The sequence below is a fragment of the Halomonas sp. 3A7M genome (assembly GCF_014897875.1).
Taxonomy (GTDB): domain Bacteria; phylum Pseudomonadota; class Gammaproteobacteria; order Pseudomonadales; family Halomonadaceae; genus Vreelandella.
Genome location: NZ_JABUZD010000164.1, coordinates 66,694 through 79,460 on the forward strand (window position 1 = coordinate 66,694; position 12,767 = coordinate 79,460).

General features: G+C 50.0%; 13 protein-coding genes. 4 read left to right on the top strand and 9 right to left on the bottom strand.

The window, feature by feature from the left end; all coding sequences use genetic code 11:
- Positions 1–65: 65 nt before the first annotated feature.
- Positions 66–584, bottom strand: coding sequence for a GNAT family N-acetyltransferase (locus INT19_RS15530; RefSeq protein WP_125746039.1), 519 nt, complete (start codon positions 582–584; stop codon positions 66–68).
- Between the two features lie 142 nt (positions 585–726).
- Here INT19_RS15530 and INT19_RS15535 point away from each other — a divergent pair, with 142 nt between their 5' ends.
- Positions 727–1,662, top strand: coding sequence for a cation diffusion facilitator family transporter (locus INT19_RS15535; protein ID WP_193061430.1), 936 nt, complete (start codon positions 727–729; stop codon positions 1,660–1,662).
- A gap of 194 nt (positions 1,663–1,856) precedes the next feature.
- Here the strand turns inward: INT19_RS15535 and INT19_RS15540 are convergent, their stop codons facing one another.
- Positions 1,857–3,173 (bottom strand): Glu/Leu/Phe/Val family dehydrogenase, encoded by a 1,317-nt coding sequence (locus INT19_RS15540; protein WP_226916775.1) that lies wholly within the window; start codon positions 3,171–3,173, stop codon positions 1,857–1,859.
- A gap of 233 nt (positions 3,174–3,406) precedes the next feature.
- On the bottom strand, positions 3,407–4,567 hold the full coding sequence (locus tag INT19_RS15545) for an MFS transporter (protein ID WP_125746033.1): 1,161 nt from the start codon (positions 4,565–4,567) through the stop codon (positions 3,407–3,409).
- 136 nt (positions 4,568–4,703) lie between these two features.
- Between INT19_RS15545 and INT19_RS15550 the strand changes: the two genes are divergently transcribed.
- On the top strand, positions 4,704–6,080 hold the full coding sequence (locus tag INT19_RS15550; protein ID WP_193061431.1) for an aminotransferase-like domain-containing protein: 1,377 nt from the start codon (positions 4,704–4,706) through the stop codon (positions 6,078–6,080).
- 12 nt (positions 6,081–6,092) lie between these two features.
- Here INT19_RS15550 and INT19_RS15555 read toward each other — a convergent pair whose 3' ends face one another.
- Together INT19_RS15555 and INT19_RS15560 are read right to left on the bottom strand one after the other, a co-directional pair.
- Positions 6,093–6,857, bottom strand: coding sequence for a metallophosphoesterase (locus INT19_RS15555; RefSeq protein WP_193061432.1), 765 nt, complete (start codon positions 6,855–6,857; stop codon positions 6,093–6,095).
- Between the two features lie 34 nt (positions 6,858–6,891).
- Positions 6,892–7,719 (bottom strand): alpha/beta fold hydrolase, encoded by an 828-nt coding sequence (locus INT19_RS15560; RefSeq protein ID WP_193061433.1) that lies wholly within the window; start codon positions 7,717–7,719, stop codon positions 6,892–6,894.
- 609 nt (positions 7,720–8,328) lie between these two features.
- On the opposite strand from INT19_RS15560, the gene INT19_RS19680 reads away from it, so the two are divergent.
- A complete protein-coding gene (locus tag INT19_RS19680; RefSeq protein ID WP_264298800.1) occupies positions 8,329–8,451 on the top strand; it encodes a hypothetical protein in 123 nt (40 codons plus the stop codon).
- Between the two features lie 57 nt (positions 8,452–8,508).
- On the opposite strand, the gene speG is transcribed toward INT19_RS19680, so the two are convergent.
- Entirely contained in the window at positions 8,509–9,033 is a 525-nt protein-coding gene (gene speG / locus INT19_RS15565) for a spermidine N1-acetyltransferase (protein WP_125746025.1), read from the bottom strand.
- 98 nt (positions 9,034–9,131) lie between these two features.
- Here speG and ltaE point away from each other — a divergent pair, with 98 nt between their 5' ends.
- A complete protein-coding gene (gene ltaE / locus INT19_RS15570) occupies positions 9,132–10,139 on the top strand; it encodes a low-specificity L-threonine aldolase (protein WP_193061434.1) in 1,008 nt (335 codons plus the stop codon).
- A 16-nt stretch (positions 10,140–10,155) separates the two neighbouring features.
- Here the strand turns inward: ltaE and INT19_RS15575 are convergent, their stop codons facing one another.
- From INT19_RS15575 to INT19_RS15585, 3 genes are all read right to left on the bottom strand, one after another.
- A complete protein-coding gene (locus INT19_RS15575) occupies positions 10,156–10,767 on the bottom strand; it encodes a LysE/ArgO family amino acid transporter (RefSeq protein ID WP_125746021.1) in 612 nt (203 codons plus the stop codon).
- Between the two features lie 155 nt (positions 10,768–10,922).
- Positions 10,923–11,876 carry an ABC transporter substrate-binding protein gene (locus INT19_RS15580; protein ID WP_193061435.1) on the bottom strand — a complete coding sequence of 318 codons (954 nt, stop codon included), beginning with the start codon at positions 11,874–11,876 and terminating at the stop codon, positions 10,923–10,925.
- Positions 11,877–12,015: 139 nt separating this feature from the next.
- Positions 12,016–12,726 carry a TonB-dependent siderophore receptor gene (locus INT19_RS15585; protein WP_193061436.1) on the bottom strand — a complete coding sequence of 237 codons (711 nt, stop codon included), beginning with the start codon at positions 12,724–12,726 and terminating at the stop codon, positions 12,016–12,018.
- Positions 12,727–12,767 lie beyond the last annotated feature (41 nt).

Genomic DNA, 12,767 nt, shown 5'->3' on the forward strand with positions numbered 1-12,767 from the left:
TCATCGTCGAAGTGTCGAACCAAAGCTAAAGCCCTGTCTCACAACAATACATTTGCTTCTAAACACTAGACATCTGTTTTTTGCATCATCACACAGTCAAGCTTCCGACCTGCTACTACCGAATACTCAGGTAGCTTTTCCATTACTTCAAACCCAGCCTTTGTCAGGACCCGCTGTGAAGCGTGATTGTCTAGAGAAACAGTCGCCGTGAGCGTATTAATTTGGTCAATGCAACGAGCTTCGCTAATCAGATGGTTCAGCGCCTTTTGCGCCAGCCCATTACCACACGCATGTTGCGCTATCCGATACCCCACCTTTGCGTAACCATTTTCTATCTCACGTAGGTTGGCGCGCCCAACTATCGCACCTTGATACTGGATAATAAGCGGCCTCATGCGTCCTTGGGCATTTAACGCCAAGTACTCATGAATATGCTGGCTAATACCTTCCGGCGTGTAGAAGTGCTCCGCTCTGGCCTCTATATGCTGCTCAAACCAGTCACGTTCAGTGGCTTCGAACAACAATAGTTCAGCGGCATCTTCCGGAGCAATTTGTCTGAAGGAAAAAGCATCAGCATGGCGCATAAGCACATCTCTCCTTGGGTGCTAAATCAGTGCATCAAAGACTATCTCCATAGCCTTAGAATAAACAAATCACTGACACTGCGACCACTGATATTGCTATGCTTGCCAGACTCTTGGGTAGGCAATATCGGAGCAAACGTTCGTGAAAACAGAATCCAGTACCTTGGCGTTTTCTGCCTTTATGGCACTGCTGATTGGGTGCGCAGGCATTACTGCGACACTAGCGTCTAACTCCCAGGCTATTTTGCTGGATGGATCATTTAATCTTATCTACTTCAGCGTAGCGCTGGTCACTATCAAAGTCAGCAAATTAGCCAGCCGCCCCGATAGCGAGTCCTATCCGTTTGGCTACAGCTACTTCGAGTCGCTGGTAAATCTATGCAAAGGCTTATTGATATTAGGCGTTTCCATCTTTGCGTTGGTGGACGCCATCGCTGCGTTACTGACAGGTGGGCGGGAGATCTCAGCAGGGCTTGCGGTTATCTACGCACTGTTTGCCACCGCCGCTTGCTCGCTCACCGCTTGGGTAATGCACCGCAGCCAGCGCCACGTTAGTAGCCCGCTGGTGGCTGCAGACAAACTTAACTGGTTGGTGAACAGTGTTATCTCGGCTGCCGTGTTAGCAGCGTTCTGCTTGGTGATGCTGTTTGAGCGTCTAGGCTGGCGCGGTATTGTCCCTTATGTCGATTCACTTCTGGTGATGGCCGTGGTGTTGCTATGCCTTGGCGTACCGGTGCGTATGGCCTCCCAGGCACTGCGAGAACTGCTCAATAAAACGCCCGACGAAACAGTCGCCGAGCCTGTGCGTCAGGCGGTTGGTCGCGGGCTTGCCGATATCGACACCCAGGAAGTTCGGGTACGCATGGTACGCCCTGGCCGTCTGCTGTATATCATGGTCCACGTGGTGCTACCCAAAGCACTGCATGACTCTACGCTTGCCCATCAAGATGCCCTGCGCCAGCAGATTGATGAAGAAGTACGCCGTATTTATTCGCCGGTCGTCTGTGATGTAGTGTTCACCGAAGATGATCGCTGGGCAGCGCCTTCCTGCGGGCAGCTAGTGAAGAAATACGCTTAACTGCGCCACATTAAAAAGCGGCCTGTGGGCCGCTTAAAATGCTAGTACTGCCGTTATAAACCGCTTGAGAACATAACCCTCTGTTAAACACCGATATCCCGGTAATGGCGGGCCACTTTCTCGATGGCGATCAGATAGGCTGCCATGCGGTAGTCGTTAACTTTCGGGTTTTCGTTACGGGTGCGAATAATCTCTTACAGCGCCAAACGCATAGTGTCGTCCAGCCCCGAACGGACTAGATCAAACTCATCGGCGCCGCGGGCGAGCTCATCAGCCAGATGCTCTGGCACCTTATGGCCCGTTGATTCTTCAATCGCCTGAATAATGTGCTGGCCACGTGCTTCATGAAAACGTTTATCGAGCCTGCCAAAGCGAACGTGATTGAGGTTACGAATCCACTCAAAGTAGGAAACCACTACGCCACCAGCGTTGCAGTACGCATCGGGGATAATCTCGACACCTCGCTGTTGAAGAATTTTATCGGCTTCATAGGTAACCGGACCATTGGCAGCTTCAGCAATAAGCGGCGCTTGGATATGGTGTGCATTCTTGGCATTGATAACACCTTCCAATGCCGCTGGTATAAGAATATCGCAGGCACGCTCTAATGCTTTGCTGCCATCTTCTTGGTATTCAGCCACCGGGTATCCCTTAACGCCACCGGTCTCAGCAATATACTCACGCACGGCCTTAACATCTAAACCATCGTCGTTAACCAAGGCACCATCACGTTCGATGATCGCAGTAATCAAGCAGCCATCTTCGGTTTGCAGAAAATGGGCGGCGTGATAGCCCACATTGCCTAACCCCTGCACCACGACTCGTTTGCCAGCCAAGCCTCCCGACAGGCCACAACGCTTGATTTCTTCTGGATGACGGAAAAGTTCGCGCAACGCATACTGCACCCCGCGCCCGGTCGCTTCATTGCGCCCTCGCACGCCACCATGCTCGACCGGTTTCCCGGTTAACGCGCCCATGTAGTTGATGTCATTAGGAAACATCTGGCGGTAGGTATCTACCATCCAGCCCATTTCACGCGGCCCAGTGCCCATATCGGGGGCGGGCACGTTGGCGGCAGGGCTTAGATACCCTTTATTGATCAGCTCGCGCGCAAAACGCCGTGTAATGGCTTCCAGCTGTTTTTGAGTGTACTTGCCCGGATCAATGATCAGCCCCCCCTTTGAACCACCGAACGGTACGTCGACAATCGCGCATTTATAAGTCATCAGCGCCGCTAGGGCCTCAACTTCGTCCTGGTCGACCATCATCGCAAAACGAATACCCCCCTTTGAGGGCAGACGATGATCACTGTGGGTGGCTCGCCAACCAGTAAACATTTCAATCTTGCCATCGATATCAATCGGAAACGATACCTGCACCACGCTCTGGCACACCTTCAGAGCATTCCCAATACCCTCTTCCAGCTCCATGATGTCGATAGCGTGATCCACCATGTGCTCGACGCTTTCACGAAAAGACATACCCTGTTGGGCGAACTTAGTATCACTCATAAGTGGCGCTCCATTGCTGCGTTGTTTTTATCAGTATTGTTATCGGAACTGTTTCGGGAATAACCACACCTGTCTTTGTGCTACAGGGTTTTAGCTGGTTTAAACTCCCTAACCCCACCGACTCTAACAAAGCCCCTACGCCAGCAACTTTCAACTATTGTTAAATAGTCTCAGCATATAAAACGCCACTAAATGTTTCGTCAGCTATTTGCTTAAAGAACCACGCAGCCAGCCTAATCCATTAGCACTTGGCGATACTCTCGTTGATTCTGGATAACTAACCAGAGTGTTGCGACAACTCCCCCCAGTAAGGCAACTCCAAATAGCGTTAATGCCGCGCGATGCCCTAGGGCATCGATAAGCACTCCCGTTGTGATCACTGGAATACTGAAACCAATGTAGGCCATTAGAAAATACCCAGCGCTCGCTTGAGTAGAAGATGGGCCAGCCACGGCTAACACGCCACTTAATCCGCCCAGGTAAATAAAGCCGTAACAGGCGCTGCTAGCCATGACCGTACCTAGTAGCAATATGGGTAAGTGCCCCGCGATAGCTCCCCAAGCAATCAGCCCATAAGCCGGTGGCAGAATCGCAAGTCCCAATAACGTAGACCGATATGACGACAACTTTCTGGCCCAGGGTTGAAATAACACGCCACAGCTGCAAATACCGAAAACGGCAAAGCCACTCCAAACGCTTAAACCATGCTGGTCTAAAGCGGAAGGCAATATGGCAATCACCAGCCCCACCGTGGCCCAGGCAATTAGGATCGCAAAGCCAAACCGAATGGCTCCATTTGGGAAGCTAGGCAAACGGAGCATGCTGCCTTTCGGCCCACTAGGCATGCCTTTTCGCAACGTCAACACGCCTATTAATGCGAAAGCGCTAATACATAGATATAACCACAAACTGGGGGGCGTTAAGCTAGGCGTAGTAACGATAAAAACGCTAGTCACCGCTGCCCCTAAACCGAAGCCAAGCGCGCTGCTAATCGTGACGTAACTGGTAGAAGCTTGTTTATCATCGCCTTGCCATAATTGTTGCATATAGGCTGGCGCCACCGCGGATGCTAGCGCGGTCCCCACCCCAAGTAGAAAACGCGCCACGCCGAGCATTACGATGCTAGGCGCTATTAGCATCAGGCAAGTGGCCAACATATTAAGCAGTAACGCAGTGACAATGATTGCTTTGTAACCTACCCGCTCGGCCAAGCCATTAAGCCCCAGCAATACAGGCATTACCCCTGCTACGTAACAGGCAAACGCAATTGTCGTGGCACCAACACCAACCCCGCCTTGCGCTGCCAACGCACCATATAGCGGTGCCTGCAAATTAACGGCCGTGGTGATCATACATAGCCCGAAAGCTAGGCGGGCTGCGCTGTACTGGTTCATGCATTAACTCACTAGAGATTGCTAAAAGAACCATAAAGCTCGCACGCTTATTCAAGCGGGGTAAGATACACTGGGCCACTATTATTGAGGCACTGTTCCGGTTTTTTAATGAACAGTTGATCCAGCAGGACTATCTATGAAGTTAACAGTTGATCGGCATGCCAACACGCCTATTGCACAGCAGCTTGAAGAGGCGATCAGCACTTGGATTAAACAAAACAAACCTGGTAATGGCAGCCGCCTACCCTCCATTCGCTATTTAGCTGCGACACATCACGTTAGCCGCAATGCGGCTATTGAAGCTTATGAGCGTTTAATCGCCGCAGGGTTGGTGCGCTCAAAACCAGGGGCAGGTTTTTTTGTTGCCGATAGTCCACCAAGCGAGCACCAAACAGCTTCTAGCCCACTGCAGGAAGTGACCAACGGGCTTTGGGGGCTTTTTAGTGCCGATGAGACGGCCCTGCCCCTTGGATGTGGTTGGTTACCCAGTCATTGGCGGGAGAGCGATGATTTAACCTATGCGATCCGTCAAGTTGCGCGTATGAATCGCGCGGACATTTTTGAATACAGTACTCCCCAAGGCCCCACGGCATTACGCCAATTAATACAAGAGCGACTTCGGCTTTTAGCGATCACGGCAAATCATCAGCAAATTGTCACCACCAGCGGCAGCAGTCATTCGCTAGATTTATTGGTGCGCTTGCTTCTCGAACCCGGAGACGTTGTCTTCGTCGAATCACCAGGCTATTACAACCTATTTGGCCTACTACATCTGCAACGTGTTCGTGTCATCGGCGTGCCTCGCTTAGCCGACGGTCCTGATCTTGAACGCTTAGAAGAATTACTTGCAGAGCATCGGCCGACCCTTTTTTATACCAACAGCGTTTTTCAAAACCCCACAGGGGGAACGCTAACGCCCACCATTGCGCATCGCTTATTACAATTAGCCGAGCAGTACGATTTCAAACTGATAGAAGATGATATATACGCAGACTTTCAACATACGCCAAGTGCTCGCTTAGCTGCGTTAGATGGCCTTAACCGGGTTATTTACTTGGGCAGTTTTTCAAAAAGCCTCTCCTCTTCGCTGCGCGTTGGTTATATCGCGGCGCCTTCTTCAATGGTGCAACGCATTGTCGATATCAAAATGCTAACCAGCATTTCTTCTTCACGCTTTGCAGAGCAAGTCATTACCACCATGCTTCAAAACGGTAGTTACCGAAAGCTGACGGAACGGTTAAGTACTAGGCTTTCCAACCACATGTCGATGGCGCTTGCGATGCTCAAACGTGCCAACTGGGATGTTTATACCGAGCCGACCGGTGGGATGTTTGTGTGGGCAAAGCCACCGGCAGCGATAACACCTGAACGATTGAGTGAACTGGCTGATGACTGGAAAGTTACCCTGTCGCCGGGACATTTATTCTTTGCCGATCATCAACCAACGCCCTGGCGGCGACTCAACGTGGCTTATATGCAGGATCCAAGAGCAAAAGGGTTTATTGAAGGATAATTCAATGACCTATCAATCAACCTCCACCACCAAACTCGGCTCAAACAGCTCTGGCGTAAACTCATCGGGATAACCGCCTGGATTAGCGATGACGCGCGTGCCGTTATATAAAGTATCGACAGGCTCATGGACATGGCCATGCACCCATAGGTCCATCTTGCCCATCAATTGAGGCAGGTGGGAGGCAAAGGCTGGGGACAATGCATCACCCAAATACTGTTCAGGAATGCAGCTGTGTAACGGTGCGTGATGGCTAATCACAACGCGTGGCCCATCAAAGGGTTGCTCAAGCTCATTGCTAAGCCAAGCAAGTGCTTCAACGTGTAATGCTTGGCTAGCTTGAGGGGTAAACACCTGATCTGGAGCTGTTGTCACGATGCTAAAATCGGGCATATAGCGCAACGCTTTAGCGTCGGTCTCTGCTGGGTTGTGCGTTGGGTCATCGGCATAGAGCGCAAAATCAGTCCATAACGTGGTGCCATAAAAACGCACTCCTCCAATAGTCACCGCTCGATTATCCAGCAACTCAATATTGTAGTGCTTGGCTTCGATGGCGAGCTCTTCACGGAGTAGCGGCATGCAGGTACCGTAAAACTCATGGTTGCCCGGCACATATAAAATAGGCATTGCTGGAAACCGCTGCCTGGCCCAGGCAAGCCCTGCCGTTTTCTGGTGAATATCGCCCGCCAAAATAACGAGATCGGCCTCTACCTCGGGCAATTCGCGGTCGCCATCAAAAAACTCCAAATGAAGGTCGGATAAAATTCGCAAGCGCATAGTATTCCTCACTTTTCCCTGTGTAATGGTCGTTTTATGGCGTAAGCCGCTCAATAAATTCTCTCACATAGTGAACAACCACGGCTTCCACTTCACGGTGGGGCACATGCCCAACGCCCGGCAGTATTTCAGTGTGCGCAGGACCTCGGGTATGGCGAGCGATGCGTTCAGGTTGGCGGTGCGAACCATACTCATCATTTTCACCATGAAGCACCAGCGTGGGGCAGTGAACGTGCTGAAGAGCGGGCGTAAGCGACCAGTGTTCAAATGCTGGATGTAACCACGTGTCTATCCAGCCGTTCAGTACCCAACGCGCCTTATTACCGTGATATTTTTCTAATTTGGCAAATTGCTCCGGCATTTGAAAGGCGGCCCGCGCCTCTTCAATACCTTGTTGTGTGCGTGGTTCATTTACCGCCTGCGCTGCAATGGTAATCAAGCCTTGGCACTGCTCTACATACTGCCCTGCACAGTGCACCGCCATGCAACCGCCAACGCTATGTCCCAGCGCAATAAAATGCGTTAACTGAAACGCACTCTGAAGGGCTGCAAAGCTGGTAGAGGGTTCATCGTCGATAAAGCTCAGCAGTGGCGGTGTCAGGCACGCGTCGGAGCGCCCAAACCCTAGACGGTCATAAGCAATCACTCGTCGTTGGGTCGCCGCACATAGCGCCGCTGGAAAGCTACGCCACAAATCCACACAGCCTAACGAGTCATGGAGCAGCACAATGGGCACATCCGAGCGCAAATGAGACGTTTCCCAAGTACGAGTAAACACGCGACCACGTGGTGTTGCTACCCAACGGTCTTGGAAGATAGGTTCAGGGCACAGAGTGTCAGAATCGACAGTTGTTGGCACCATAATATAACTCGTTGTTTTATTGATTAGTTATAGGTATGTCATCAGCATACCACGCTAAGTAGATAAGACTTCGCACCAATTATTTTGGTTATCAGCGGCTAAAATGCTGCACCGCAACAAGGATAGTCTATACTTTAAGTGTGTCCCAACAGGAGGACCACCTTATGATGTCTACATTTGGATTATCGACACAAGATGACGAGGTACTCGCTTTTTGGCACCGCCAAGCCCACTGGCAGCATGCTGCTAATGAAGCATTAGCGACCTACTTCGGCTAAAAGAAGCTTTTTTAGCGCCATCTCTCCCCTATAGACTAAAAAATAACCACACAAGCCGACTTTTTCAGTCGGCTTTTTTATATTATGAAAATCTTTTCCATTCAATGATGTAGGTGATCAGCTACTGATTTTGTAAGCCATTTCTTACACACCATAGCAATTCTCCTACATCTTTAGGACTAGATTTAAGGGCTGAAATGCGCATAGACTTTAGCCCGCAGTTAACTTGCTGCGTCGCACAAAGAAAACCATATATAACTAAATTGGGGTCACTAGAGCCCATGATGGCTGAACCGTCCCTTAACCTCTGAATGAATTAGGAGTACTCGCCATGTCATCTTTCGCTGCTCAAGATCAGACAGTAGAAGTGGATGTGATGCAGGTTTGGGCTAATCGTGCCCAACAGCAACGCGCAGCTTTTGACGCCATCGCTGCTTATATGAGTCAGCAGTAAGCAACAACGCCTCAGCCTTTGGTTAGTTTTCGGCCTGAGGTGTTGTCGTCTTGTTTATCAAGCCAACTGCGCTAAGTAAGTGTCCTGCAAGATATACATTCGCTTCACATCACGGTATTTGCCGTTGATAAAGAACTCTTCAACCAAATGCCCCTCCTCTATGAAGCCACTCTCCTCGTAGAGATGAATAGCTTTAACGTTCTCCACCGCCACAATCAGATATATTTTGTGTAGGTTTAAAATGGTGAACGAGTAGTGCAATGCTTGACGGATTAATGACCGAGCAAACCCTTTTCCCTGGTGATCTGGCGTGATGATGATCTGAAACTCACCGCTGCGGTGAATATAGTCAATTTCAATCAGCTCAACTAAACCGATGGCATGTCCGTCGCTGTTCTCTGCGACAAAGCGCCGCTCGGCGTTGTCATGAATGTGCTTATTATAAAGCTCCTCCAGCTCATCAAATGATTCGTAAGGCTCTTCAAACCAGTAAGACATAATGCTCTGGTTATTATTTAGCTCGTGAACAAAGCGCAGATCGTTGCGTTCCAGGGCACGAAGCTTTAGGTCGGTGGCGAGCATGACTCTGTCCTTTCTCTACGTATTGAGGTTTCGCTTTTCGCGCTGATTAGACATGCAGTATGCTCGAAAAGAGTTTTTTGTCATCACAGGAGTTTCGCATGATTGACCTACGCAGTGACACAGTGACTCGGCCTTCCCCCGCCATGAAAGATGCCATGATGGCCGCTCCAGTGGGCGATGATGTATGGGGTGATGACCCAACGGTCAACACGTTTCAGGAAAAGCTGGCTGAGCAGACAGGCAAGGAAGCAGCGCTACTATTTCCAAGCGGCACACAAAGCAACCTTGTAGCGTTAATGGCTCACTGCGAGCGCGGCGATGAGTACATCGTGGGGCAATCAGCCCATACTTATCGCTATGAAGGCGGTGGCGCAGCGGTGTTAGGCAGCATTCAACCGCAGCCTATTGAAAATGCCGCCGATGGTAGCCTGCCATTAGAGAAAATAAGCGCAGCTATCAAAGCCGACGATTTTCACTTTGCGCGTACCAAGCTGCTAGCGCTAGAAAACACCATCGGCGGCAAAGTGCTGCCCGCCGAGCATGTGCTGAAAGCAACTGAATTGGCCCGTGAGCGGGGGTTGGCAACGCACCTGGACGGCGCACGGCTGTTTAATGCCGCAGTAGCCACGGATACCCCACTGAAGCAACTCTGCTTGCCATTTGATAGCGTGTCGCTGTGCTTTTCGAAAGGTCTGGGCGCTCCCATCGGCTCTGCCTTAGTGGGCTCGCAAGCCTTGATCGACCGCGCACGGCGCTGGCGTAAAATGGTCGGCGGCGGCATGCGCCAATCAGGCATTATTGCCGCCGCCTGTCAGTATGCTTTAGAGCACCATATCGCTGACTTAGCCGACGACCATCGCCGTGCAGCACGCCTGGCGGAAGGCTTAGCAAAACTGCCTGGCGTTGAGATTACCGCTCAGGCAACCAATATGGTGTTCGCGCACTTTCCCGACGAACATGTACAGCCGCTCTCTGCTTGGCTGAAAGAGCATGGCATTTTGATTGAGCTACTTTATGCCACGCGTTTTGTTGTTCACCGTGATATTGATGATGCCGATATAGATAAAGTCATCGCCGTTATGCAGAGCTACTTCAGCCGCCTCTAGTCAGCCTTGAGACCTGTCAGAGCAACGTAGACCCCAGCGCTAAGTGTATTGCGATAACCGCCATCATCAGACCAATTAGCCCATCAATGGTACGCCATGCTACCGGGCGGGAAAGCCAAGGCGAAAGCGCGGCCCCGCCCCACGCCAACAGGCTGAACCAAAGAACAGAGGCAGTCGATGCGCCTGCGACAAACACACCCGCGCTCTCCTGCTGAGCACCAATAGCAGGAATTAACAATAGCGTGTCCAAATACACTTGGGGATTCAATACCGTCACGGCCAAGGTCGCCAACAGTACTCCGCGCAAGCTACGCGCTTTTACGCTACCGGCCTGCAGCCCCTCGCGTCCGCTAACAGCCCTCAGTAATGCCTGTGCTGCCAACCAGCTTAAAAACGCTACGCCTACCCAGCGCATGGCTTCCATCGCGTTCGGCATTGTCAGTAAAAACGCGCTAGCGCCAAACATACCAGCGGTTAGCAAGATAATATCCGCGCTCATACACAGCCCCGCCGACCACCAGTGATGTTCACGGCGCACTGCTAACCCCAGCACATAGGCATTTTGCGCCCCGATAGCCATGATGATACCGCCAGATACCACCAAGCCCGTTAAGTAACTTTCCCACATTGCGCTGTCCCCAGTACCAGAATTAGCGTCGCTTTAAAGAGTCGTGGCACTAAGATAGCGGGCAACCTGAATAACTAAAAATCATCCTGCTAATGGGGCATTAGTTTTGCTTATATAGAAACCGTATTGATGGTTTGGGAAATGATGCAGGATGATTAACCAGCGGCCTCAACGAGGGCTTGTGCCTCCAGGGCTTCAACAAGTGACTCGGCGAAGCGGAGAGCTGAGGGAAACCCTCCCCATGGCCAATAATTTCTGTTGATACTTAACGATGTATCATCCAACCAATGTTGCCAAAGCCCCGACGCAGGCAATGTTGAAGTTGAGTCTTGCTCTTGCGCATAAAACGGATGAAGAACAACCTTCTGGCCTTCTAATCTAAACGCTTCCAGGATTGATAATGTACTGAACCCCCAGCCGTTAGTGGAACCTTGCCAGGCATTCTCCAATCCGAGTCTTGTCAAGACCGCATCTTCTAGGCTTCCAGGCCCATAGACCCGGACATGACGACCATCCCGAATTTCAACGATCAACAAAGGCTCTGCAGGCCTCTCAATCTTTGCGGCCATGTCTGACAGACTAACTTCAACAGTATCAATAAATACTTGGGCTTGTTGTTCGTCATCTATCACTTTTCCTATTTCTCTTGTTAGATGATCCAGGCTCGGCCATACGTTCAATTTACTCCAAAGTAGCTGTATCTTTTCCACATGGGCAATATTTAACAACTTGTTCTGTATATTCAAATGTGCTGGTGGCGATATCAAAATAGCATCAGGTTCAAATAATGACAGATACTCAAAATTAGGCTGAAACCTGAGACCAAGGTCATGGGTTTCTGGAAGCAATTTTTCTTGGTATAGCTGTCTATATTGGGCTAATCCACCCATCGCTATTGGAGGATGTTGCAAAGCGTCGAGAGTGTCCGCAATCGCATAGTCAAAAGTGACAATATTATGTCGACTATCGGCTTTGACAGGTATTACAACAAATAGCACAAGCCAGATCGACAACATTAACCAAATAATCATATTCATGTATCTTATCACTACAAAACCACCTTCACTTACTCTAAAAATATTATAAACATATTTTTTGACGAAACTCATCTAAACGTCACATTATTTAAAACAAAGCTACACTAAAGAATAAAACGAGGCACCTTTCATTAAAAAGGCACCCACGCGTACTATTTAATTAGCCCACTACTTGTTTGTTTCCTTAACACATTGATAGAATGTAGGGTAACTACCAATGATAGCTTAAAGTGGCTGTCACATTTCGTTCTTCGCCAAAGTGACAAATCCGGAAGCTAGAGCAAGAGGACGCATACTCTTTATCAAGAAGATTGTTGGCATTGACCTGTAAGTTCATGCCATTAAGGTCGCTTGACAACATGCTTAGATCGTATTCCAACATCGCATCGACCAGGGTGTAACCACTTACTTGGAACGTATTGGCCTCATCTCCCCAGGTAGAGTCGTTGTAGCGGACACCAGCGCCAATCCCCAGGCCGTTTAAGGCACCATTAGTGAACTCATATTTACCCCAGGCCGAGGCCATATGACGGGGTACGGCATAGGGCGTATTGCCTTGAGTCTCATTATTGGTTTCAACGTACTCCATATCGGTATACGTATAGTTGGCTAGCAACGAAAGCTGCTCAGTGGGACGTAAGGTGGCAGAGAGTTCTAAGCCGCGTGAACGTACTTTGCCGATAGATTCATAGAACGATGTGTTAGGAATGGCTTCAGAAACATTCTCTTGTTCAAGATGATATACAGCAGCTGTGTATTGGTCATTGCTGCCGGGCGGTTGATACTTGATCCCTGCCTCGTACTGAGAGGCCTCACTGGGTTCTAATGTGTTACCGGAGGAATCAGTCCTTGTGGCAGATGCTGCCTTAAATGATTCCGAATAACTGATGTAAGGGGCAATACCATTATCAAAGGCATACACCTGAATCCGTGAGACCGGCCCCCGGAAGCACTTCTAACCCA

Bases quoted from the DNA above. Each gene is read 5' to 3' on its own strand.
- INT19_RS15530 (WP_125746039.1), bottom strand. From the start codon at position 584: ATGCGCCATGCTGATGCTTTTTCCTTCAGACAAATTGCTCCGGAAGAT.
- INT19_RS15540 (WP_226916775.1), bottom strand. From the start codon at position 3,173: ATGAGTGATACTAAGTTCGCCCAACAGGGTATGTCTTTTCGTGAAAGC.
- INT19_RS15545 (WP_125746033.1), bottom strand. From the start codon at position 4,567: ATGAACCAGTACAGCGCAGCCCGCCTAGCTTTCGGGCTATGTATGATC.
- INT19_RS15550 (WP_193061431.1), top strand. From the start codon at position 4,704: ATGAAGTTAACAGTTGATCGGCATGCCAACACGCCTATTGCACAGCAG.
- INT19_RS15555 (WP_193061432.1), bottom strand. From the start codon at position 6,857: ATGCGCTTGCGAATTTTATCCGACCTTCATTTGGAGTTTTTTGATGGC.
- INT19_RS15560 (WP_193061433.1), bottom strand. From the start codon at position 7,719: ATGGTGCCAACAACTGTCGATTCTGACACTCTGTGCCCTGAACCTATC.
- INT19_RS19680 (WP_264298800.1), top strand. From the start codon at position 8,329: ATGTCATCTTTCGCTGCTCAAGATCAGACAGTAGAAGTGGATGTGATG.
- speG (WP_125746025.1), bottom strand. From the start codon at position 9,033: ATGCTCGCCACCGACCTAAAGCTTCGTGCCCTGGAACGCAACGATCTG.
- ltaE (WP_193061434.1), top strand. From the start codon at position 9,132: ATGATTGACCTACGCAGTGACACAGTGACTCGGCCTTCCCCCGCCATG.
- INT19_RS15575 (WP_125746021.1), bottom strand. From the start codon at position 10,767: ATGTGGGAAAGTTACTTAACGGGCTTGGTGGTATCTGGCGGTATCATC.
- INT19_RS15580 (WP_193061435.1), bottom strand. From the start codon at position 11,876: ATGAGTTTCGTCAAAAAATATGTTTATAATATTTTTAGAGTAAGTGAA.